Raw genomic sequence first — 23,789 nt, 5'->3', positions numbered from 1 at the left:
GCTCCGGCGATTTCACCGGAGGGCCATTCTACCCGTCATAATTCAAACCGCAGCTGTGTTGCCTTCCTCGTTCACTCCAGTCACTTACTTATGTAAGCTCCTGGAGATTCACTGCGTCGCCGCCTTGCTGCAACTCGAATTATTTAGGGTATGTTTTTAAAATTAGTGTTGACGGAAGTTCAGGTCGTTTAAATACAGAGCGTTAAACTGCGCGTAGCGTTGCATCAGGGTTTGATGGCGAACCGGGTCAGCATGCCAGGTCTGCCAGATTTCCGGTTTTTCACACACCGCCGCGAGCGGTTTACCCGCCGCCAGACAGGCCAGCCGCGCCGCGCCCAGTGCGCCTCCGGTCTCCCCGCCTTTGTGGGTCACCACCGGCATATCGAGGATATCGGCCAGCAGTTGCGCCCAGAATGGACTGCGGGCACCACCGCCAACCAGCGAGCATTGATCGATCTGCGTACCGCTCTCTTTCAGCACCCGCAGGCCATCGTTAATGCCAAAACTCACCCCTTCAAGCACCGCGTAACCAAGCTGGGCGCGCAGGCTGGAATGGGTCATTCCCCAGAACATTCCGCGCGCTTCAGGATCGTTATGCGGCGTGCGTTCCCCGGAGAGATAAGGTAAGAAGAACGGCGCATTGGCTTTCTCTTCGTCACTTAATTCAGCAATCTCCTCCAGCAGCGCCACTTCCGTAGTGCCGGTCAGGCGACAGAACCACTGCAAACAGCTGGCAGCACTGAGCATCACGCTCATCTGATGCCACAGATTCGGCAGCACGTGACAGAAAGCATGTACCGCCGACTGCGGGGCCGGACGATAGGCGTCGGTCACCACAAACAGTACTCCGGATGTGCCGAGCGAAATAAACGCATCGCCCGGCGAGACCGCGCCAACACCAATGGCGCTGACCGCGTTATCTCCGCCGCCACCGGCGACCACCACCGAGGCGTTCAGCCCCCAGCGCTCCGCTACCTGCGGGTCAAGCGTGGCGGAAACCTCGCAGCCCTCAACCAGCGTTGGCATATGACCACGCGACAATCCGCATTTATCCAGCAGCGAGTCGGACCAGTCGCGTTTCGCCACGTCCAGCCACAGGGTTCCGGCGGCGTCTGACATATCGGAGACTTTCTTGCCGGTCATCTGGTAGCGCAGATAATCCTTCGGCAGCAGCACCGTCGCGGTACGTTTAAAGTTTTGCGGCTCATGACGACGAACCCACAGCAGCTTCGGTGCAGTGAAGCCCGGCATTGCCAGATTTCCTGCCACCTGATGCAGCTCCGGTGCCATCTCTTCCAGCTCTTCGCACTCCTGGGCGCAGCGGGTGTCATTCCACAGAATCGCCGGGCGAATCACCTCCCCCGACGCGTCCAGCAGCACCGCGCCGTGCATCTGCCCGGAAAGGCCAATGGCTTTGATTGCCGGCCAGTGCTGTGCGCATTTTTCCCGTAGCGTGGTCATCAGGTACTCCGTCGCCTCCCACCAGGATTGCGGCGATTGTTCTGACCAGTGCGGATGGGACCGCTGAATACTCAGCGGCGCGCTATGGCTGGCGATAACCTCATTGTTCTCATCAATGACCAGCGCTTTGACTTCCGACGTGCCGAGATCGATACCCAGATACATAGCCACCTCTTATTTAATCAGTGCATAAACGGCAGCGATCTTCTCGCGCATCAGCGCCAGGAAATCAGCGTTTTCGGCCAGTTCGCCAAATAGCGCTTTATCGCGAGCATAGACGGCTACCGGGTCGCTGGCTTCAAACATTTCATGTACCGCCTGAGCGTCGAGGATCCCGTCCTGGTATTCATATGGCAGGGTTCCTTTATGCCACTGCTCCATAAAGACGAAGAACAGTGCGGGCAGCATGGCGGTTGCTTCCGGGCGAGCGCCGCGGCGATAGCACTCTTGCAGAGTCGGCGCGATCATCGCCGGAATTTTCGAGAAGCCATCGGCAGCGACGCGCTGGTTGGTATCCTGGATGTACGGGTTGGTAAAGCGCTTCAGGACCACATCGCGATAGGTCGGTAAATCAATGCCGTTATCGCCGAGGCATGGGATCACATCTTCCGTGACGTAGCGGTCAGCAATGGCGTAGATGAAATCCGTTAGCGTACTTTCATGAATATACTGCTGGCCGATTAAGGTGCCCGCCCACGCAATGCAGCTATGGGAAGAGTTAAGAATGCGGATTTTCGCCTCTTCATAAGGGATAACCGACTCCACCATTTCCACGCCGACCGCTTCCAGGTTCGGGCGTTCGTCGCGGAAGTTATTTTCCACTACCCACTGGATAAAGGTTTCACCCATCACCGGCGCTTTGTCATCAATGCCGGTTTGCGCTTTGATGCGTGCCGGTAGTTCAGCCGCCGGACGCGGGGTAATGCGGTCCACCATGGTGTTCGGGCAGGTGGTGTTGGCTGCCATCCAGTCAATCACCGCCTGTTTGCCGGTCAGCGCCAGGAATTCAACCATACCATCGTGGAACCGCTCGCCGTTGTGACGCACGTTGTCGCAGTTCAGCAGGGTTAACGGCCCGGCGTTATCGGCCATACGTTTTTCCAGAATCCGCGCGATAGTGCCGTAAATGGTTTTGCAATCGCCCTTAAGGTCAGCGATCAAATCGGGGTTGTTGGTTTCCAGTTTATGGCTGGTGTTCAGGTAGTAACCCCCTTCCGTTACGGTAAAGGCGATAACTTTAGTTTGCGGATTTGCCCCTTCGTTAATCAGCGGCTGCAACCCTGCCTGCCACGGCAGCAGTTTCTGAATTGAGGTGATCTCTTCATATTCACTCTCACCTTCCGGGCTGACGGTTTCCAGCACGTAACGCCCACCCTGCGCCGCCAGCGCCTGGACTACCTGCTCGGCATCGTTGCGAATATTCCCCGCCGCGATGTGCCAACGCTTATCTCCAGAAACAATCAGACGATGCAGATACCACGCCTGATGTGCGCGATGAAAAGAACCCAGACCAATGTGAAGCCATGTGAATTGATTGTTCATGTTCTGCTCTCCTTGAGTTGATGGGCTCACTGTAATTGATCATTTGACCTAAATAAGAGCGATGGATCACAAAAGAACAATTACCCAATTAAATTACAAATGACCAGTAAAGAGCAAAAGCTTGCCAGTTATCCCGACCGCAGCCAGAATGCGGTTATTCGCCAGGCGAATTTATCGCTGTGGCCAGAAACTTAGGGCAGGAAACCATGAGTAAAGAAGATGATATCCGGCTGGATCAGAAGGTCCGCGCCGCATGGATGTACTACATCGCCGGACAAAACCAGAGCGAAATCGCCAGTCAGCTTGGTACTTCAAGGACAGTGGTGCAGCGGTTGATTGCGGCGGCGAAAGAAGAAGGGATCGTATCGATTAGTTTGCACCATCCGGTAGCGAATTGCCTCGATTATGCGCAATTATTGCAGGAAAAGTACCAACTTATCGAATGCAATATCGTGCCTGCCTTTAGCGAAGAAAGTACGCTGGATAGCGTGTCGTTTGGCTGCTACCAGCTGATGGCTCGCTATTTACAGGATGATAAAGAGAAAATCATCGGCCTCGGTTCCGGCCTGACCTTGAAAAAAACCCTCCAGCGTATCGATTTCGATAGCCTGAATACCCGCTGCGTGGCGCTGATCAGCGCCATGGACGCCGATGGACAGTGTAACTATTACGATGATGTACCTCTGTTGCTGACCAGCAAAATCAAAGCGAAGTACTATCAATGGCCCGCGCCGCGCTATGCGCAGACCCAGGAGGAGTACGATATGTGGTGCACCAGCCGACTGTTTCGCAACGTTTCCGCCGTTGCCCGGCAGGCAGACGTTATCTTCGTCGGGATTGGTCCATTGGGCACACAAAGCCCGATTTTTAAAGACGGCTTTATTAGTCAGGCGCAGATGGATGAGCTAACGGCGTGTGGCGGGATCGGCGAGATCATGGGACGCTTTATCGATGCCGAAGGCGGCGTGGTCGACAGCGAAATCAACAGAATGATCACCAGCTACGACATTCGCCAGAACCAGTGCCCACGGATCGCGGTGGCGTGCGGAGAGTACAAGCGCCCGGCCATTCTGGCGGCGCTTAAAGGCGGTTGGGTCAACGGCCTGGTGACCGATGAACACACCGCCCGCTGGCTGCTGACGCGTTAACGTCAACAGCCGAATCAGCGGCTGCTCATCAACAGCGGCGGGATCTCAATCCGCTGCTGGCTGGCATCGCCGGAGTCGATGATACTAAATACCGCCTCCAGCATCGCCGGGACGTTCTGCTGCACCATATCAATATCGTGTCCCAGCAGATAAACAAACGGGTCCCAGTCAAAGCAGCCCATTGGCGGCTGAGCGCTACCGGTGAGCCCCGCCTGCGACAACCATCGCACCACGCCTTCCAGAGAAATGGTTGAGTTAACGAACAACCCCTGCAGATGAATATCAGTCGGACCAAACCGCTCTTGCAGGCAAGCCTCGACTTTTCCTTTTGAATAGCCTGGAGCCAGAATATTTGCTTCAGGCACGCTCAGCCCCAGCTCCTGATGGGCATCATGAAAACCGCGTAAACGCTCGGTGGTGTTATGGTCGCTACTGCGCCCGCCGATAAAGGTCAACGGAGCCTGCTCCCCCCAGCGCCTGGTGCTGTTGTCGAGGATCTTGTGGGTTAGTGCTTTGGCACCGCCGTAGTTATCCGAAATCACTGATGGCGCAAGAGAACCGGGTAAATCGAGATTAACCGTCGGCACCCCCGCCTGCTGGCATAACGCGGTAATTTTGTCCGGGTTGGTCGCCCCGGTCGCTACCACCCAATCCACCTGCCAGGAGAGCATCGCTTTTACCGCTTCGATTTCCAGTTCCGGGCTACGACGTGTGCAGGTAATAATCGGCAGCAGGCCGCGCTCGCGGGCCATCTCCTCAAAACGCTCGGCAACCGATCCGAAATAGCGGTTATCGTATTTGGGGACAATCATGCCGATCACGTGTGATTTTTTACTGCGCAACATGCTGGCCTGGCGATTAACCGCATAGCCCTGCTCCTCAGCAATCCGCGTCACCTTTTCGGCAAGCTTCGCGCTAATACGCCGCTTCTTCCAGTTGCCGTTAAGGATGGCGCTCACTGCGCTTGCCGACACGCCGGATAGCTCCGCCAGGTCGTAAATCGTGATTTTCTTCATTTTCCCAACTTGCGTCACAAATTCATTTCGCTGTTAATTTCCCCACTTGCTCAATCGATGAAGCTAGCGCAACATGAGCTTCATCGATTGAGCACCAACTTCACTCCAAGAGAGTATTAACGTATTCAACGTTAATACTCCAGCGATAATGAAGAAATAATGCTTATATTCAATACCTTAAAAAAAATAGTACATAACCTCAACGCGATGCCCTCGCGCTTGAAGTCGCCAACCAGACTCGATAAAGGATTATAAAATGAACCACTCTGTATCCTCTATGAATACTTCTCTTGCTGGCAAAGTCGCCGCCGTCACCGGCGCGGCATCCGGTATCGGCCTCGAATGCGCTAAAACCCTGCTGGGGGCTGGCGCAAAAGTGGTGCTTATCGACCGCGAAGGCGAAAAGCTCAACAAAATCGTCGCCGAGCTGGGCGAAAACGCCTTTGCTCTGCAGGTTGATCTGATGCAAGCCGACCAGGTCGATAATATTCTGACGGGTATCGTTAACCTCGCCGGTGGTCTTGATATTTTCCACGCCAACGCCGGAGCCTACATCGGCGGGCCGGTCGCCGAGGGAGATCCGGATGTATGGGATCGCGTGCTGCATCTCAACATCAACGCCGCTTTCCGCTGCGTGCGTAGCGTCCTGCCGCATCTGATCGCGCAAAAATCCGGCGATATTATTTTCACCAGTTCTATTGCCGGCGTGGTGCCGGTTATCTGGGAACCTATCTATACCGCGTCGAAATTTGCCGTCCAGGCATTTGTCCACACCACCCGTCGCCAGGTTTCTCAGCACGGCGTGCGCGTCGGTGCCGTGCTGCCGGGTCCGGTGGTTACTGCCCTGCTGGACGACTGGCCAAAAGCCAAAATGGACGAAGCGCTGGCCAACGGTAGCCTGATGCAACCCATTGAAGTAGCCGAGTCAGTGCTGTTTATGGTGACACGTTCGAAAAACGTCACCGTACGCGACATTGTTATCCTGCCTAACAGTGTGGATCTCTAACCGTCAACCAGACTGCTGAAGAGGATTTTATGCAAAGCAATACTCAAAACATTATTGGCGTGGATGTTGGTTCAGGCAGCGTTCGTGCGGGCGTATTCAATCTGCAGGGCGAGCTGCTGGCCCATGCCACCCGAGAAATCACCCTGTTCCGCAGCACCGGAAGCGTGGTTGAACAGTCGAGCCGCGAGATCTGGCAGGCGGTGTGCTACTGCATTAAAACGGCGGTAGCGAACGCGAACGTCGCTCCCGCGTCGATTGCCGGTATCGGCTTCGACGCCACCTGTTCGCTGGTGGTGATTGGCGAAAACGATGCGCCGCTGGCAGTTGGCCCTTCGGAAGACCCGGACCGCAACATCATCGTCTGGATGGATCACCGTGCTACCGGGCAAGCAGAAAAGATCAACGCCACGGGCCACTCGGTGCTGCAATACGTCGGCGGTAAAATTTCTCCGGAGATGGAAACGCCGAAGATCCTGTGGCTGAAGGAGAATCGTCCACAAATCTATCAACAGGCGCGCCACTTCTTTGACCTCGCGGATTATCTCACCTGGCGCTCAACCGGCGATTTAGCCCGCTCGGTGTGTACCGTCACCTGTAAATGGACCTATCTGGCGCATGAAAAACGCTGGGATGCCGGTTACTTCCGCCAGATTGGCCTTGAGGAGTTGGCGGATGAAGATTTTGTCCGCATCGGCCAGCGTATTGTCGATCCGGGAACGCCCTGCGAGGGCGGTCTGTGCGCAACAGCGGCAGATGAGATGGGCCTGCCCATCGGCACACCGGTGGCGGTCGGCATGATTGACGCTCACGCGGGCGGGATTGGTACCGTTGGCGTGCTTAACGGCGCGGTCAACAATATGGCCTACGTATTCGGCACGTCTTCCTGCACCATGACCACCACCCAGGATGCCGTCTTTGTGCCCGGCGTGTGGGGGCCTTACTATTCCGCCATGGTGCCGGGATTCTGGCTTAGCGAAGGTGGGCAGAGCGCAGCGGGTGCGGCTATCGACCAGTTATTAAGTTTTCATCCCGCCGCCACAGAGGCTAAAGCGCTGGCAAAAGAAGCCGGTGTTCCGCTACCGGTGTATCTTGCCGATAGAGTGCTGGCGCAGGTGGACAATCCTTCCGAAGCAGTCAAGCTCGCAGCCGGTCTGCACGTGGTGCCGGAGTTTTTAGGCAACCGTGCGCCGCTGGCGGACCCGAACGCGAAAGCGATTATCGCCGGGCTGGGGATGGAGCGGGATCTGGAAAACCTCATTGCGCTGTACGTCGCGGGATTGTGCGGTATCGGCTACGGTCTGCGGCAGATTATCGATGCGCAGAAAAATTGCGGGATTGATAGCGAAAATATCGTCATCAGCGGCGGCGCAGGTCAACATCCTTTAGTTCGCCAGCTGTTGGCAGACGCCTGCGGCATTAACGTGGTCAGTACCGAGTCCAGCGAACCGGTGCTGTTAGGTTCGGCAATTCTCGGTGCCGTGGCGGGTAAAATCGCCCCTTCGCTGCCAGAAGCCATGAAGCAGTTTACCCGAGTGGATAAAACTTACCGCTGCGAAGAGCAATTTAGCGCCGATCATCAGCGTCGTTACGAAGCGTATAAAACGCTCCAGCACACGGCGCGGCTGATTCGCGATTAAGCAAGACCCGGGTCGCGGCGTAAACGCCTTACCCGGGCTACGGGTTCACAGCCTTCTGCGGACCGGTAGCCCGGACAAGGCGCGTCAAGCGCCGCCTCCGGGAAACAACGCGCAACGCAGCTTCAGCTGACGCCGGTGCTTATCAGGCGATGGTGACTTTGCTATCCAGATAAACGTCCTGCACGGCGTTAATCAGCTTCACGCCGTCGGCCATCGATTTTTTAAACGCCTTACGGCCCAGAATCAACCCCATGCCACCCGCGCGTTTATTGATAACCGCCGTACGTACAGCATCGGACAGATCGGTTTCACCGCCCGCCGCACCGCCGGAGTTAATCAGCCCGGCGCGACCCATATAGCAGTTCGCCAGCTGATAGCGCACCAGATCAATCGGGTTCTCGGTAGTTAATTTGCTGTAAACCCGGTCATCGGTATAGCCGAAGTTCACCGCCTTATAGCCGCCGTTATTCTCCGCCATCTTCTGCTTCACAATATCCGCGCCAATAGTGGCCGCCAGATGGTTGGCCTGGCCGGTTAAGTCGGCGGAAACGTGATAATCGACGCCATCTTTCTTAAACGCCGGGTTCCGCAGATAGGCCCACAGCACGGTCACCAGGCCCAGTTCATGCGCGCGCTCAAAGGCCACAGAAATCTCCTCAAGCTGGCGACGAGATTGTTCAGAACCGAAATAGATCGTCGCCCCTACCGCCACGGCTCCCATATTGAACGCCTGCTCAACGCTGGCGTACAGCGTCTGGTCGTATTCAGTCGGGTAGCTCAGCGTTTCGTTATGGTTCAGTTTGACCAGGAAGGGGATGCGGTGCGCGTAGCGGCGCGACACCGAGGCCAGCACGCCATAGGTGGAGGCCACGCAGTTACAACCGGCTTCAATAGCCAGTTCGACGATATTTTTCGGATCAAAGTACAGCGGGTTGGCGGCAAAAGAAGCGCCAGCAGAATGCTCTACGCCCTGGTCAACCGGCAGGATAGACAGATATCCGGTTCCCGCCAGGCGTCCAGTGTTATACAGGGTTTGCATATTACGCAGCACCGCCGGCGGACGGTTGTTATCAACCATCACCCGATCGACGTAGTCCGAACCCGGCAAATAGAGTTGGTCGGCTGGAATAGTCATACAACGGTGCTGTAAAAGCGTGTCGGCATCTTTGCCAAGTAACTGCGTAATATCAGTCATAGCGATCTCCCGTAAGTGCCGGTCGAAACCGGCATGCATTTTCCCAACCCAATTATTTTGGGCAGGTTAAGCCTGGTACCGACTCAGCATATTTTCCAGCCGGGAGCGTATTTTTTCAGCACAGTCTGCTGGCACGTTGTCGTGCCGTTTACCACCAGGCGTGGAAGTGATGCACCGGACCTATCCCGTGCCCGACCTCCAGCGAGTCCGCCTGCGCCAGCGCCGCAGAGAGCCAGCCTTTAGCCTCCGCTACCGTTTGCCCCCAATCATCGTAACGAGGACGCAGCGCCGCCAGCGCCGCCGATAGCGTGCAACCGGTGCCGTGCGTATTTTTGGTCTGCACTCTTGGCGCGGTAAAGCGCTGCTCACCTTCGCGGGTAAACAGCCAGTCCGGGCTCTCGGCATCATCAAGATGACCGCCTTTCATTAATACCGCGCCGCAGCCCATTCCCAGCAGCGCCCTGCCCTGCTCCAGCATCTCTTTTTCAGTTTTGGCATGCGGCGCATCCAGCAGCGCCGCCGCTTCCGGCAGGTTCGGGGTGATTAGCGACACCTGCGGCAGCAGGCGCTGACGCAGCGTTTGCACTGCGCTGAGCGAAAGCAACGGATCGCCGCTTTTCGCCAGCATCACGGTATCCAGCACCACGTTTTTAATCTGGTACCGCGCCAGTCGCTCCGCCACCGCTTCGACGATATCCGTTTCCGCCAGCATGCCAATTTTAGTGGTATCGATTCGCACATCGCTGAACACCGAATCCAGTTGCGCGGCGACAAAATCAGGTTCAATACGGTACACCGACTGCACGCCTCGGGTGTTTTGCGCCACCAGCGCAGTGATGACCGAGCAGCCATAAGCGCCCAGCGCTGAGAAGGTTTTGAGATCCGCCTGGATCCCCGCGCCGCCGCTCGGGTCGGTTCCGGCGATGGTTAAAGCATTGATTCGTCTCACAGGCCGCCCTCCGCGTACAGTGCATCCAGGAATGCGGGAGTAAAGCTGCCGGGACCGCCCCGCTGCGCCGCGATTCCACCCGCGAACTTCATCAGACCACAGGCGGCAGCGACGTTTTCCAGACGGTCACCGGGCATCGCCGTGCTGGCGGCAACCACCGCCGACAGCGCGCAGCCGGTACCCACCACCCGAGTCATTAGCGAATCGCCGCCGGTGACCATGCGCGTACGCTGACCATCGGTGACGTAATCGACCTCTCCGGTTACTGCGACCACGGTATTCAACTGGCGAGCTAACGCCTGAGCCGCAGGCAGCGCGGCTGCGGCGGTATCAGTAGTATCAACGCCGCGCCCACCGCCGCTCATCCCGGCAAGGGCCATAATTTCCGAGGCATTACCGCGAATAGCGGCAGGCTGTAGCGCCAGAAGCTCCCGACAAAATTCAGTGCGCAGAGTCAACGCGCCGACCGCCACCGGGTCCAGCACCCACGGTTTGCCCGCCTGCTTTGCGCTATGCGCCGCCGCCCGCATCGCCGTCGCGCGCTCAACGGTCAGCGTGCCAACGTTAATCAGCAGCGCATCGGCAATCGCAGCAAACTGACTGGCTTCATCGGGGTCGATAACCATCGCTGGTGATGCGCCAATCGACAGCAGCACGTTGGCGGTAAAGGTCTGCACCACGTCGTTAGTCATGCAGTGAACAAGGGGGGAATGGCGGCGAAAAAGATGCCGCAGATGGGCAATATGCGCGGGGTTTAGCAGGTCAGACATCGTTTGCTCCCGCCAGGCGATGAAGAAGCGACGACCCTGCGGTCTCTGACTTCCCTACGCTGGCATTATCCAGATCAGGTGGTACGGGTTTTTCTCAGCCTTCACAAGGAAGGGCACCCCGAGTCATTGAGAGATAAAACGTTCTCAGCGGGCAGGTTACGGGAAGTCACCGGACAACGCAAGCTGGCCTGGGGATGCCCACTGATTACAACCAACAACAAAAAAAACAATTCATTAACAAAATAAACACTTTTTCAGATACGCGATTATAGTTTGAGGAGTCATTACAGGATGTAACCCAACGTCATATCGAAATTAGTGAGTAAATCAGCGTAAAAACCTCGAGGATCCCAATGAAATTAACCCCGATAATGAAAGGATTGGCCCTGGCTGGAATATTCTCTACCCTCCCCCTGACAAGCTGGGCGGAGACCTCCCCTAAAGAAGCGACAGCGGCAACCAAACAAGCGAACGACGCGCTGTACAAACTGCTTCCCTTCTCCGATAACACCGACTTTACCAACGCGCATAAAGGTTTTATCGCCGCACTGCCCACTGAGATAATTAAAGGCGAACAGGGCAACGTCATCTGGAACCCGCAGCAGTATGACTTTATTAAAGAGGGTGAAAAAGCGCCGGATACCGTCAACCCCAGCCTCTGGCGTCAGTCTCAGTTGATTAATATCAGCGGCCTGTTTGAAGTGACCGAAGGCGTGTACCAGATTCGCAACCTCGACCTCTCCAATATGACCATCATCGAAGGTAAAGAAGGCATTACCGTTGTGGACCCGCTGGTGTCGGCGGAAACCGCCAAAGTCGGTATGGATCTGTATTACAAAAATCGCGGCAATAAGCCGGTGGTGGCGGTGATCTACACCCACAGCCACGTTGACCATTACGGCGGTGTGCGCGGCGTAGTCGATGAAGCCGATGTGAAATCCGGCAAAGTCAAAGTCTATGCACCTGCTGGCTTTATGGAGGCAGCCGTTGCGGAAAACATCATGGCTGGTAACGTGATGAGCCGCCGCGCCAGCTATATGTACGGTAACCTGCTGAAGCCGGAAGCCACCGGTCAGGTTGGTGCAGGGCTGGGTACGACGACCTCTGCCGGTACCGTCACCCTGATTGCCCCGACCAACATCATTGAGAAAGATGGCCAGAAAGAGACTATCGACGGCCTGACCTATGACTTTATGCTGGCTCCGGGATCGGAAGCACCATCGGAAATGCTGTGGTATATCGAAGAGAAGAAGCTGATCGAATCCGCAGAAGATGTCACCCATACCCTGCATAACACTTACTCTCTGCGTGGCGCGAAAATTCGCGAACCGCTGCCATGGTCGAAATATATCAACGCCGCCATCGTGCGTTGGGGCGACAAAGCCGAAATCATCATGGCGCAACACCACTGGCCGACCTGGGGCAATGAGAACGTCGTTAACCTGCTGAAAAGCCAACGCGACCTGTATCGTTACATCAACGACCAGACCCTGCGCATGGCTAACGAAGGCCTGACTCGCGATGAAATCGCCGCCAAATTCAAGCTGCCGGACAGCCTGGCAAACACCTGGGCCAACCGCGGTTACTACGGTTCCGTCAGCCATGATGTGAAGGCAACCTACGTGCTGTATCTCGGCTGGTTCGACGGCAACCCGGCAACCCTGGATGAACTGCCGCCAGAAGAAGCGGCGAAGAAATTCGTTGATTATATGGGCGGTGCCGACGCCATTATGAAAAAAGCGAAAGAGGACTACGATCAAGGCAACTACCGTTGGGTGGCTCAGGTAGTGAGCAAAATCGTCTTCGCCGACCCAGGCAATATTGATGCTCGTAATCTGGAGGCCGATGCTCTGGAACAACTGGGCTATCAGGCAGAGTCAGGGCCGTGGCGTAACTTCTACCTGACCGGCGCGCAGGAGCTGCGTAACGGCGTGGTGAAAGGCCCGACGCCGAACACTGCCAGCCCGGATACCGTGCGGGCAATGACGCCTGAGATGTTCTTCGACTATCTGGCGGTACATATCAACGGCGAGAAAGCCGGTACGGCTAAATCGGTGTTCAATATCGACCTCGGCAACGATGGCGGTAAATATAAGCTGGAGCTGGAAAACGGCGTGTTAAACCACACGGCCGATGCCGAGGCGAAAGACGCCGATGCCACCATTACGCTGGATCGCGCTACGCTGAACAAAATCATTCTGAAAGAGGAAACGCTCAAGCAGGCGCAGGATAAGGGTGAAGTGAAAGTGACCGGCGACGGCGCGAAGCTGGACGAAATGCTGGGTTATATGGATAAGTTTGAGTTCTGGTTCAATATTGTGACGCCGTAAATAAGTCACCCCGCGGCAGTCGGTCGCGGGGTCTTAATCTGCCTATTGTCCGATTTGCTTTCCCCTCATGGCGGGCACAGAATGATATCAAGGTGCCGTCTTGTGTTGAGGTCTCGTTATGCCCGTTTATCACCATGTCCTGGTGCTGATCAACAGCAGCCAGGATGGCGTTCCGCTGCTACAGCACGCTGCGAAAATGGCGGAAGAAAGCGCTATGCGCATTACCATTGCCCATATCAGTACCGACTATCGGGCACTGAATTACGTCTCCGATAGCCTGCTGGATGATGACGTTTCGCAGGAGGTGATTCAGGCAAAAGCGCTGCTTAATGAGCTGGCAACAACGGTATCTCTACCCGTGCAGACGCTATCGCTGGTGACCGCTCGCCGTTTTGCCGATGTTGAAGAGTGTGTGCGCCAGAGAAATATCGATTTGATTATCGCCGGACATCACAACCGCTTGCTGGGCGTCCTCGCTTCCCACTCTCTGGAGTATATTAATCATCTCACCGTCGATGTGCTGATTAAGCATCTCCCTTAGCAAGTTCTCCCCGGAGGCGGCGCTGGCGCGCCTTGTCCGGGCTACCCTACCCACACAGCATGGGCTTCCAGCCCGGTCGACATTACGCTAATAAGAGACTTTCGGCGATTGCATAGCGCGGTTGTTAGTTGATTAATTATCCCCGTTGCCGTGGGGAACGTACTAAATATATCTTTTTGTTTTATAATAAATTTTTTCATTCAAAACAATCTACCGACATTTTTGCAACAAATTGATTTTATTAAAGAGCGATAACCCTTTGATTTTAATAGATACGATAAAGTATTTCGTTAGCTCTTTCACTTTCACTGAAATGAACCGCGATAATGGCATCCTATAGATTAACTTCCCGCAGCGAACTCAATAGTAAAGCAAAACACGCTTCAATCAGCGGCGGCAAAGGCTGCGGCCCGCGCATCAGCGCCACGGTCCGCGTTAAGGCAGGTTGCTGAAGCTGGGCAATCTTCAACACAGGATCCTGAAGATGGGTGGTATAAAGCGCAGGCAGAATCGCCACTGCCAGCCGGGAACGCACCAGACCATAGAGCGTTTCAATATAATCAACCTGATAGCGCGTATTAAGCGTCAGGCGATGACTCTCTGCCAGCGCGCCGACCAGACGCTGAATATTGCCCTTTGAGAACACCGCGATATCGCGCCCGGCCAGTAGCTTCCACGGCAGATGCGGCTGCCCGGCCAGCGGATCGTCACAATGCAGCACCGCAACGAACGGATCTTCGCGCAGAGGATAAACCAGCAGTTCCGGCGGCAAAGAACGATCAATTGCGCCAATGGCAAAATCTATTTTCCCCGACTGCAGCTCGCAAAACAGGGCATCGTTGGTCTGATCGTGAAACTCCACCCTCAGGCGCGGAAAAGCCTGAGCCAACGTCTGTGGCAGCAGCGGAAACAGCAGCGAGCTCACCGATGGCACCAGGCCAATGCGCACCGTGCCATCGCCGCCGGCCTCGACAATCTGCTGCATATCCTGAAACGCCAGTTGCGCCACGCTCAACACCCGCCGGGCATGGGGCAAAATAGCAGACCCCAACTCGGTCAACGTCACTGACGACGCCGTGCGGTTAACCAGCTTACCGCCCAGTACGGCCTCAATTTGCCGCAGCGCGCTGCTTAGCGCCGGTTGGCTGATAGCCAGCCGATTAGCGGTATCGGTGAAATGGCGTAGCTGGGCCAGGGTCACAAAATACTGGAGCTGTTTAAGCGAAAGTGCAGGCAGACGCTGCCAGGGTTCAGTCATAGTGTTTTTCGTCAACGGTCATTACGCAGAATAACCCGAGGTTATCGGGCGATAAATTTATTCATCTGGGCAAACGTTTGCTCTGCCCCTAGAGTATCCGCATTATCCTTGTGCCGGAGTTGTTATGTCCAGCAGTGCTGAAACCCGCCGCCGCGCCGTCCAGGCCGCACGCGGCGAATCCCCGTTCGATCTATTACTGACCGACGCACAGATCGTCGACATGGCGAGCGGCGAGATCCGCGAGGCCGATGTCGGCATCGTCGGCGAAATGATCGCCAGCGTGCACCCGCGAGGTAGCCGATCTGATGCCCACGAACGTCGCTCTCTGGCGGGGTATTTTTTGTCTCCAGGGCTGATGGATACACACGTCCACCTCGAAAGCTCCCACCTGCCTCCCGAGCGTTATGCCGAAATCGTCCTGACTCAGGGCACTACGGCGGTGTTCTGGGATCCTCACGAGCTGGCCAACGTGCTGGGCGTTGAAGGTGTACGTTACGCCGTTGCCGCCAGCCGCGATCTGCCGCTACAGGTGATGGTCGCCGCGCCCTCCAGCGTGCCGTCCACGCCGGGGCTGGAGATGTCCGGCGCGGATTTTGCCGGCGCGGAAATGGAAACCATGCTGGCGTGGCCGGAAGTACGCGGCGTCGCCGAAGTTATGGACATGCACGGCGTATTGCACGGCAGCGAGCGGATGCAGGAGATTGTCCAGGCCGGTCTGAACAGCGGCAAGCTGATTGAAGGCCACGCGCGCGGTTTAAGCGGCGCGGACCTCCAGGCCTATCTCGCCGCCGGGGTGACATCCGATCACGAACTGACTTCTGCGGAAGATGCACTGGAAAAGCTGCGCGCCGGGCTGACCGTAGAAATTCGCGGTTCGCACCCTTACCTGCTGCCAGATATCGTCAAGGCGCTGAAAACGCTGCCGCATCTATCCTCGCAGATCACCGTCTGCACCGACGATGTCCCGCCGGATATGCTGCTGGAAAAAGGCGGCATCATTGCCCTGCTCAACCTGCTGATTGAGCATGGTCTGGCGGCGACCGACGTATTACGCTTCGCCACCTTAAACGCGGCGATCCGTCTCCAGCGTAACGATCTGGGGCTGATTGCCGCCGGACGTCGCGCCGATCTTGTCGTTTTCGATTCATTAGAAAAGCTAAAAGCGCAGGAAGTCTACGTCGCCGGGAAGCTGATTGCCCGCAAAGGGACTCTGCTCCAACCTGTTTCAGCGGCGGCGGGCGTGACGCCACCGCGCAATACGCTTCAGCTGACACCGCTAAATCCTGACGATTTTATCCTCCGCGTCGAAGATATCCGCCACGGCGTCGCCCGCCTGAGGCATATTCGCGGCGCGCGCTTTACCCAGTGGGGCGAAGTGGAAGTGCAAGTTCGCGACGGCAAAGTGCAAATCCCGGACGGGTTTAGCCTGATTTGGGTTAAGCATCGCCACGGCCGCCACGAAGCGAAGCCGCAAATTGCGCTGCTGGAAGGCTGGGGTGAGCTGCGCGGTGCGATCGCCACCAGCTATTCGCACGACTCACACAATCTGGTGGTGCTGGGCCGCGATGCCGACGATATGGCGCTGGCGGCAAATCAGTTGATCGCATCCGGCGGTGGTATGGCGCTGGCGCAGCAGGGCAAAATCCTCGCTCACGTGGCAATGCCGATTGCCGGGATGCTTTCCGATTTACCAGCCCCGGAGCTGGCGCAACAGTTCCGCCAGCTGCGAGACCTGAGCGCAGAAGTTGCCGACTGGGAGCCACCGTACCGCGTGTTTAAGGCTATTGAAGGCACCTGCCTCGCCTGTAACGCCGGACCGCATTTGACCGATTTGGGTTTGACCGACGGCAGTACCCGCCAGATTGTCGACCCGCTGATAGACTGCCGGGAAATCCCGGAATACATAAAACACACAGAGCACAACAATAAACATCAGGGAGCCTAAGCATGGCCGACAACACCCTTCATTCATCCGCGCAAGGAAGCTGGCTGGAGCGCCGTTTTGCCTTGTATTCGCGCGGCAGCACGTTGCGTACCGAGTGCCTGGCCGGGATCACCGGCTTTCTTGCCGCCGCCTATCTGCTGGTGGTTATCCCCGGACTGCTGGCGGTGGGCGGGATGGATAAAGGCGCAGCGACCACCGGCACGATTCTGGTATTCGTCGGCGGCACCCTGCTGATGGCGTTTTACGCCAATCTGCCGTTTATCGTTGGGCCGGGCATCGGTGGCTCGGTGCTGGTTGGCGTGACGCTTGCAGGCAGCGAGGGTATTGGCTGGCAGGTCGGCCTCGGTATCGCCTGCTGGTCAGGGATCCTGTTTTTCCTGCTGACAAAATTCGGCCTGCGCGAAGTGGTCACCCGCTCGGTGCCACAATCTATTAAACTCGGGCTAACCGCCTCGATCGGCCTGTTCGTTGCGGTACTGGGCTTTCGTAACGCCGGGCTGGTGCTGGCAAATGCCAAAACCAATGCCCTGATGCTCGGGGATTTCCTTTCACCGGGCGCACTGGTCGCGCTCTGCGGGCTGTTTCTGGCGATTGCCCTACAGGCACGAAAGATCCCCGGTTCTATTTTATGGGCCATTCTGGTCGCAACCCTGATCGGTATCCCCATGGGCGTCACCAAACTGCCAGGCAGTTTTATCGATATGCCGCATTCGCTGACGCCGGTGCTGGGGCAAATCGATATGCTGGGGGCGTTGAATATCGCTTTCCTGCCGTTCCTGTTCGTCTTTTTCGCCTCAGAGTTCTTTTCCACGATGGGCACCACGCTGGCGGTGGGCGGCGAAGCGGGCCTGCTGGATGAAGAAGGCAACATGCCGCATATCAATCGCCCGTTTATGGTCGATTCCATCGCCGCGGCTATCGGCCCGTGGCTGGGTATTCCGGCGGCGACCGCGCTGATTGAATCTTCGGCGGCGGCGGAAGCTGGCGGCAAAACCGGGTTAACTGCGCTGTCGGCGGCGGTAATGTTCCTGCTGATGCTGCTGTTTACGCCGGTGGCGTTGATGATCCCGAAAGAAGCCACCGCGCCAGCGCTAATTCTGATCGGCCTGAATATGTTCAGCGGCCTGCGCAAAGTAGATTTAGGCAATTTCACCGACGGATTGCCGGTACTGATGATGGTGATGATTACGCTGATTGCCAACAGCTTCGGTACCGGAATTGCTGGTGGGCTGCTGTTTTATGTGGTGATTAAGACTATTGCTGGCAAGTGGCGAGAAATCCCGATTGGCCTGTGGATCCTCGCCATTCCGCTGGTGTACTACTTTGCGACGCTGGTGAAGCATTAAGGTTCATGCCGCTCATTTTCCCGGAGGCGGCGCTTGACGCGCCTGTCCGGGCTACCGGTCCGCAGACGATGGTGGACCCGTAGCCCGGTCAGGCGAAGCGCCGCCGGGAATGACACCAGCGTTAGAGCCTATACTTTCTCGCACTCCGCTTTAACCGCCTCATACAGTAGCCGCACCGCAGGAGAAAGCTGTTTGCGGTGCGGGCAAATCATATTTAGCGGCACGACATCACCCTGATACTGCGGCAACAGCACCTGTAGCCGCCCTTCTCGAATGTCATCACTCACGTCCAGCGTGGATTTATACGCAATCCCCTCCCCGGCAACCGCCAGGCGGCGAATAACTTCAGCGTCATCACTCACAATCGTGCCGGAAACCTGCACATGGTGAACTTCGCCCCCAAAACTAAGCGGCCAGCGATCGAACGGCCTGCCGCGCAGCACGTAGGTCAGCGCATTATGCCGCGTTAAATCATCCAGCGTCTGCGGTTCACCGTGCTCGGCTATCCAACCGGGCGAGGCCACCAGCACGCGCCGGTTCTCGGGCGCAACCGGCAGGGAAATAAACGAGGCGTCGTCGTTATCGCCATAGCGAAATGCCACGTCCACCGGGTCTTTAAACACATCGGTCCGATGATCGGAAAACAGGATCCGTAAACTCAGCGCGGGATGGCGCTGGCGAAAAGCGCGAAACACGCGCAGGAGCAAGTTACGCCCCAGATCGGACGGCACGGCAATTTGTAACGTGCCGCGAACTTCGTCATCGGGAGCCTGGATTTTTTGCAGTCCGGCGTACAGCGTATCCAGCATCTGCGTGGCATAGGGCAGCCAGGTCTCCCCTTCAGGGGTCAGACGCAAACTACGCGTTGAACGGGCAAAAAGACGAATGTTCAGCGTCGTTTCCAGGCGTTTTATCGCCGCACTCACCTGCGCGGGCTGCTGCCCGGCCTCTCGCGCCGCCTCGCTAAAGTTGCTTAATGCCGCGGCGCGGACAAACAACGCCAGATCTTCCAGCCTGAACATAGGAGCTCCCGAATCAGGATTATTCTCAAAACCGACGCGATCCGCCGAAAAACGTCGCAGCATCACTGTTTGCTTACACTTTTAACCAAACCAACACTTGCCATTTCCTTGATGTATCAGGAATGATACGAGGCTGCGATTTTGTGTCCAGGATAATAATGAGGAAATTATGCGTAAAACAAAAATGATGCTTCTGGGCGTACTGTTGGCCTGTTCCAGCGGAGCGTGGGCTGCTGGCGGCGCTATACAGAAATATGAGCTGGATGGTGTTACCGCAGACTTCAAACAATTCCACATCGGCGATACCGTACCGCCGCTGTACCTCACGCCAGAATACAACATTAAGCAGTGGCAGCAGCGCAATCTGCCCGCACCGGACGCCGGTACTCACTGGACCTATATGGGTGGGAGCTACGTTCTGATTACCGATACTGAGGGGAAAATCCTCAAAATCTACGATGGCGAGATTTTCTACCATCGTTAAAAACCGAACGCCAGCGCGCTACCAGCCGCTGGCGTTTCTCGTTTCTATTCGTTAAAACGGTTTTGCTTTTGCATAAATTCCTCGACGGCAATATATGAAGCAATTTGCTCATATAACATCAGAATACTTAATATCAGATCGCCGCCGCTTCGCAGTAAATCATCCGGCGCAGTGCGGCTTTGATCACCTGATAAAAAAGTGATTTGTTCGAAAATTTCATTATATTCACCATAAGCGCCAATCGGAACCTCAGTTAGCGGGATGTTTTCCTGGCAATAACGCAACGCATCGGCTGCTTTCTCCGGCAAAGAGCGCGTATGCATAAAAATAACCAGCAGTTCTCGTAACTTAACGATTAGAGCAATATTATTCATCATTCACTCCGAAAATGTATTACGGATATTTTATTCCTTACCTCGTTTTTATCTACGTATGACTAATAATGACAACTTCCCGCCCAAAAAAAATTAGATGAGGAAAATCAATTCCTGTAAAAAAACATCTCATCCTGGCGAATAAAAAATATTTCACTTCTATGTTAATGAAGCTCTCACAATTGCCGGAAGAATACAATGTTAATAATATGTTTTATTGATAAATTTCAACACGCTTGAATGTGAATAAAAATAAGTAATAGTTAACATCAATGATATTCATTTGGTGATTAACTTATAAGGCAGAAAAGCGCAGTTATCTGCAGACATAAAAAAACCGCGCGACGTAAAACGCCGCACGGCTTAGTCTGGAAAGGTGATTACACCGCCCGGAAGGCAATCTCGCCGGGGATCACTTCGCCCTGCCAGTACAGCTGCGCCGCGACGCGGTCCGCTAGCTGGCGGTAAGTCTCGGTAAACTCGCTTTCCGGACGCGCGACCACCGTCGGGGTACCTTTATCGAGGTCTTCACGCAGCGTGATATGCAGCGGCAGCTGGCCCAGTAGCTGAGTGTGGTATTTATCCGCCAGCTTTTGCGCGCCACCGGTACCGAAGATAGGTTCGTGGTGCCCACAATTGCTGCAAATATGCATACTCATGTTTTCCACAATACCCAGTACCGGCACTTCCACTTTTTCAAACATCACGATGCCTTTTTTGGCGTCGATCAGCGCAATATCCTGTGGCGTAGTGACCACTACCGCGCCGGTTACCGGAATGTTCTGCGCCAGCGTCAGCTGAATATCGCCGGTGCCTGGCGGCATATCCAGTACCAGATAATCGAGATCCGGCCACAACGTTTCCTGCAGCATTTGCATCAGCGCTTTGCTGGCCATCGGGCCGCGCCATACCATGGCGTTATCGTCAGTCACCAGATAGCCGATGGAGTTGGTTGCCAGACCGAATTTCATAATCGGCGCCATGTGAGTGCCATCCGGTGACGTCGGACGCTGGTCTTCCGCGCCGAGCATGGTCGGAATCGACGGGCCGTAAATATCGGCATCGAGAATACCCACTTTCGCCCCTTCCGCCGCCAGCGCCAGCGCCAGGTTAACCGCCGTAGACGATTTCCCCACCCCACCTTTGCCGGAGCTGATGGCGATAATGTTTTTTACGCCGTTAATACCGGGCTGATTTTTTACCCGCTGAAGCGTGGCGATGCTGTGCGTCAGCTTCCAGTCAATGGCTTTAGCGCCGGTAATGCGCAACAGCTCGGCGCTGCACTGCTCTTTTAACACCTCAAACGCGCTATGCCACACGAACGGCATCTGAATTTCGATGTGCACGGTCTCGTCCAGCCAGGCGATGTGGTGCAGCGCCTTCAGCGTAGTGAGGTTATGTTTCAGGGTTGGGTGCTGGAAATTAGCCAGGGTCCCGGCAACCATCGCACGTAGGCGCTCGGGGGATTTGGCCTGGGATTGCGAACTCATCCCGACTCCTTTGTTATTGTGAGTTGAATCTTGTCCGTTAAGTTTACCTTAAAGGGAATAATTCCCCCACAATAAGCTTTGGGCTTACCAAATTATTGCCTTTGCGGTAACATCGAAAGCCCTTTTTACAATAGAAGATGTAATGCCCACTATGACTCAAGTCGCGAAGAAAATTCTGGTAACGTGCGCGCTGCCGTACGCAAACGGCTCAATCCACCTCGGCCACATGCTGGAGCACATCCAGGCTGATGTCTGGGTCCGTTACCAGCGAATGCGCGGCCACGAAGTCAACTTCATCTGCGCCGACGACGCCCACGGCACCCCGATCATGCTGAAAGCGCAGCAGCTCGGGATCACTCCGGAACAGATGATTGGCGAAATGAGTCAGGAGCATCAGACCGATTTTGCTGGCTTCGGCATCAGCTACGATAACTATCACTCCACGCACAGTGACGAAAACCGTGAGCTGTCGGAGCTTATCTATGGCCGCCTGAAAGAGAACGGTTTTATTAAAAACCGTACTATTTCGCAGCTTTACGATCCGGAAAAAGGCATGTTCCTGCCGGACCGTTTCGTAAAAGGCACCTGTCCGAAGTGCAAATCACCGGATCAGTACGGCGATAACTGCGAAGTGTGCGGCGCAACCTACAGCCCGACCGAGCTTATCGAGCCGAAATCGGTGGTTTCCGGCGCGACGCCAGTGATGCGCGAGTCTGAGCACTTCTTCTTTGATCTGCCGTCATTTAGCGAAATGCTGCAAGCGTGGACCCGTAGCGGCGCGCTGCAGGAGCAGGTGGCGAACAAAATGCAGGAGTGGTTTGAATCCGGCCTGCAGCAGTGGGATATTTCCCGCGATGCGCCGTACTTTGGCTTCGAAATCCCCAACGCGCCGGGCAAATATTTTTACGTCTGGCTGGATGCGCCAATTGGCTACATGGGCTCTTTCAAGAACCTGTGCGACAAGCGCGGCGACACCACCAGCTTTGACGAATACTGGAAGAAAGATTCTACCGCCGAGCTGTATCACTTTATCGGCAAAGATATCGTCTACTTCCACAGCCTGTTCTGGCCTGCGATGCTGGAAGGCAGCAACTTCCGCAAACCGACCAACCTGTTCGTTCACGGCTACGTGACGGTCAACGGTGCGAAGATGTCCAAGTCGCGCGGTACCTTTATTAAGGCCAGCACCTGGCTGAAGCATTTTGACGCCGACAGCCTGCGCTACTACTACACTGCCAAGCTCTCTTCACGCATCGATGATATCGACCTGAACCTGGAAGATTTCGTGCAGCGCGTGAATGCCGACATCGTCAACAAAGTAGTGAACCTGGCGTCCCGTAATGCGGGCTTTATCGCTAAGCGCTTCGACGGCGTGCTGTCCGCTGAGCTGGCTGACCCGGTGCTGTACAAAACCTTCACCGATGCAGCTGCAAGCATTGGCGAAGCATGGGACAGCCGCGAATTCGGCAAAGCCATCCGCGAAATCATGGCGCTGGCCGACGTCGCGAACCGCTACGTTGATGAGCAGGCTCCATGGGTTGTGGCAAAACAGGAAGGCCGTGACGCCGACCTGCAGGCCATCTGCACCATGGGTCTGAACATGTTCCGCGTGCTGATGACCTGGCTCAAGCCAGTTCTGCCGGAGCTTTCTGCACGTGCAGAAGCCTTCCTTAACAGTGAACTGAGCTGGGATGCCATTCAGCAGCCGCTGCTCGCTCACAAGGTCAATAATTTCAAAGCGCTGTATAACCGCATTGAGATGAAGCAAGTTGAAGCGCTGGTTGAAGCGTCGAAAGAAGAGGTGAAAGCGCTGTCAGCACCGGTCACCGGTCCGCTGGCGGATGACCCGATTCAGGAAACCATCACTTTTGACGACTTCGCCAAAGTCGATATGCGTATCGCGCTTATCGAAAACGCCGAGTTCGTTGACGGTTCCGATAAACTGCTGCGCCTGACGCTGGATCTCGGCGGCGAGAAACGCAACGTCTTCTCCGGCATCCGCTCCGCCTATCCAGATCCGCAGGCGCTGATTGGTCGCCTGACGGTGATGGTCGCCAACCTGGCGCCGCGTAAAATGCGCTTCGGCATCTCGGAAGGCATGGTGATGGCTGCTGGCCCTGGCGGGAAGGATATCTTCCTGTTAAGCCCGGATGACGGTGCGAAACCAGGCCAACAGGTCAAGTAACCCCGCATTAAGCGCTGCTCCGGCAGCGCTTTTTCTTTATAGATTCTGAAATTCCCCGCCATCGCTTCCTAATCCCTCTTTATTCCATCG

Annotated in this window: 19 protein-coding genes and 1 riboswitch; of the genes, 9 read left to right on the top strand and 10 right to left on the bottom strand. The window is 55.8% G+C overall.

The window, feature by feature from the left end:
• Positions 1–162 precede the first annotated feature (162 nt).
• Positions 163–1,626, bottom strand: a complete 1,464-nt coding sequence (xylB, locus tag ACMYSL_RS09860) for a xylulokinase (protein WP_434662479.1) — start codon at positions 1,624–1,626, stop codon at positions 163–165.
• Positions 1,627–1,635: 9 nt separating this feature from the next.
• The gene (dalD, locus tag ACMYSL_RS09855) at positions 1,636–3,003 is read right to left on the bottom strand and encodes a D-arabinitol 4-dehydrogenase (RefSeq protein ID WP_434662477.1); all 1,368 of its coding nucleotides are present in this window, start codon (positions 3,001–3,003) and stop codon (positions 1,636–1,638) included.
• A 206-nt stretch (positions 3,004–3,209) separates the two neighbouring features.
• On the opposite strand from dalD, the gene ACMYSL_RS09850 reads away from it, so the two are divergent.
• Positions 3,210–4,151, top strand: coding sequence for a sugar-binding transcriptional regulator (locus tag ACMYSL_RS09850; RefSeq protein WP_434662475.1), 942 nt, complete (start codon positions 3,210–3,212; stop codon positions 4,149–4,151).
• Between the two features lie 14 nt (positions 4,152–4,165).
• Here the strand turns inward: ACMYSL_RS09850 and ACMYSL_RS09845 are convergent, their stop codons facing one another.
• On the bottom strand, positions 4,166–5,167 hold the full coding sequence (locus ACMYSL_RS09845) for a LacI family DNA-binding transcriptional regulator (protein WP_434662472.1): 1,002 nt from the start codon (positions 5,165–5,167) through the stop codon (positions 4,166–4,168).
• Positions 5,168–5,423: 256 nt separating this feature from the next.
• Here ACMYSL_RS09845 and ACMYSL_RS09840 point away from each other — a divergent pair, with 256 nt between their 5' ends.
• A complete protein-coding gene (locus ACMYSL_RS09840; RefSeq protein WP_181485635.1) occupies positions 5,424–6,173 on the top strand; it encodes an SDR family oxidoreductase in 750 nt (249 codons plus the stop codon).
• 29 nt (positions 6,174–6,202) lie between these two features.
• A complete protein-coding gene (locus tag ACMYSL_RS09835) occupies positions 6,203–7,810 on the top strand; it encodes an FGGY-family carbohydrate kinase (RefSeq protein WP_434662468.1) in 1,608 nt (535 codons plus the stop codon).
• A gap of 142 nt (positions 7,811–7,952) precedes the next feature.
• Here ACMYSL_RS09835 and fbaB read toward each other — a convergent pair whose 3' ends face one another.
• The 3 genes from fbaB to thiM all read right to left on the bottom strand — a co-directional run bounded on the left by fbaB (position 7,953) and on the right by thiM (position 10,724).
• Positions 7,953–9,005 carry a class I fructose-bisphosphate aldolase gene (gene fbaB / locus ACMYSL_RS09830; protein WP_112213138.1) on the bottom strand — a complete coding sequence of 351 codons (1,053 nt, stop codon included), beginning with the start codon at positions 9,003–9,005 and terminating at the stop codon, positions 7,953–7,955.
• A 148-nt stretch (positions 9,006–9,153) separates the two neighbouring features.
• Entirely contained in the window at positions 9,154–9,954 is an 801-nt protein-coding gene (gene thiD / locus ACMYSL_RS09825; RefSeq protein ID WP_304260530.1) for a bifunctional hydroxymethylpyrimidine kinase/phosphomethylpyrimidine kinase, read from the bottom strand.
• A complete protein-coding gene (gene thiM / locus ACMYSL_RS09820) occupies positions 9,951–10,724 on the bottom strand; it encodes a hydroxyethylthiazole kinase (protein ID WP_434662465.1) in 774 nt (257 codons plus the stop codon). Before thiM ends, thiD begins: the two co-directional genes overlap by 4 nt.
• A gap of 34 nt (positions 10,725–10,758) precedes the next feature.
• Positions 10,759–10,855, bottom strand: a riboswitch (TPP riboswitch).
• 222 nt (positions 10,856–11,077) lie between these two features.
• Here thiM and ACMYSL_RS09815 point away from each other — a divergent pair.
• Both ACMYSL_RS09815 and ACMYSL_RS09810 read left to right on the top strand, forming a co-directional pair.
• Positions 11,078–13,054, top strand: a complete 1,977-nt coding sequence (locus ACMYSL_RS09815; protein WP_434662463.1) for an alkyl/aryl-sulfatase — start codon at positions 11,078–11,080, stop codon at positions 13,052–13,054.
• A gap of 118 nt (positions 13,055–13,172) precedes the next feature.
• Positions 13,173–13,595, top strand: a complete 423-nt coding sequence (locus ACMYSL_RS09810; protein ID WP_182239894.1) for a universal stress protein — start codon at positions 13,173–13,175, stop codon at positions 13,593–13,595.
• 334 nt (positions 13,596–13,929) lie between these two features.
• Here ACMYSL_RS09810 and ACMYSL_RS09805 read toward each other — a convergent pair whose 3' ends face one another.
• Complete coding sequence (locus tag ACMYSL_RS09805) at positions 13,930–14,853, bottom strand: LysR family transcriptional regulator (RefSeq protein WP_182207348.1); 924 nt, start codon at positions 14,851–14,853, stop codon at positions 13,930–13,932.
• Positions 14,854–14,977: 124 nt separating this feature from the next.
• On the opposite strand from ACMYSL_RS09805, the gene ACMYSL_RS09800 reads away from it, so the two are divergent.
• Positions 14,978–16,798: an adenine deaminase gene (locus ACMYSL_RS09800; protein WP_434662458.1), complete on the top strand. Its 1,821-nt coding sequence runs from the start codon at positions 14,978–14,980 to the stop codon at positions 16,796–16,798.
• Between the two features lie 2 nt (positions 16,799–16,800).
• Positions 16,801–18,144: an NCS2 family permease gene (locus ACMYSL_RS09795; RefSeq protein ID WP_182207350.1), complete on the top strand. Its 1,344-nt coding sequence runs from the start codon at positions 16,801–16,803 to the stop codon at positions 18,142–18,144.
• Between the two features lie 128 nt (positions 18,145–18,272).
• Here the strand turns inward: ACMYSL_RS09795 and ACMYSL_RS09790 are convergent, their stop codons facing one another.
• Entirely contained in the window at positions 18,273–19,166 is an 894-nt protein-coding gene (locus tag ACMYSL_RS09790) for a LysR family transcriptional regulator (RefSeq protein ID WP_434662455.1), read from the bottom strand.
• Positions 19,167–19,335: 169 nt separating this feature from the next.
• Between ACMYSL_RS09790 and ACMYSL_RS09785 the strand changes: the two genes are divergently transcribed.
• On the top strand, positions 19,336–19,650 hold the full coding sequence (locus ACMYSL_RS09785) for an RcnB family protein (protein ID WP_110277442.1): 315 nt from the start codon (positions 19,336–19,338) through the stop codon (positions 19,648–19,650).
• A gap of 44 nt (positions 19,651–19,694) precedes the next feature.
• On the opposite strand, the gene ACMYSL_RS09780 is transcribed toward ACMYSL_RS09785, so the two are convergent.
• Both ACMYSL_RS09780 and apbC read right to left on the bottom strand, forming a co-directional pair.
• On the bottom strand, positions 19,695–20,024 hold the full coding sequence (locus ACMYSL_RS09780) for a hypothetical protein (RefSeq protein ID WP_142513110.1): 330 nt from the start codon (positions 20,022–20,024) through the stop codon (positions 19,695–19,697).
• 380 nt (positions 20,025–20,404) lie between these two features.
• Positions 20,405–21,514, bottom strand: a complete 1,110-nt coding sequence (apbC, locus tag ACMYSL_RS09775) for an iron-sulfur cluster carrier protein ApbC (RefSeq protein ID WP_434662452.1) — start codon at positions 21,512–21,514, stop codon at positions 20,405–20,407.
• A gap of 151 nt (positions 21,515–21,665) precedes the next feature.
• Between apbC and metG the strand changes: the two genes are divergently transcribed.
• Positions 21,666–23,699 carry a methionine--tRNA ligase gene (gene metG / locus ACMYSL_RS09770; protein ID WP_434663996.1) on the top strand — a complete coding sequence of 678 codons (2,034 nt, stop codon included), beginning with the start codon at positions 21,666–21,668 and terminating at the stop codon, positions 23,697–23,699.
• Positions 23,700–23,789 lie beyond the last annotated feature (90 nt).

It is taken from the genome of Klebsiella sp. MISC125 (assembly GCF_051131775.1).
Classification (GTDB): Bacteria; Pseudomonadota; Gammaproteobacteria; order Enterobacterales; family Enterobacteriaceae; genus Klebsiella.
The sequence above is the reverse complement of the archived record's forward strand: the minus strand, read 5'-3'. Positions and strand labels throughout refer to the sequence as shown.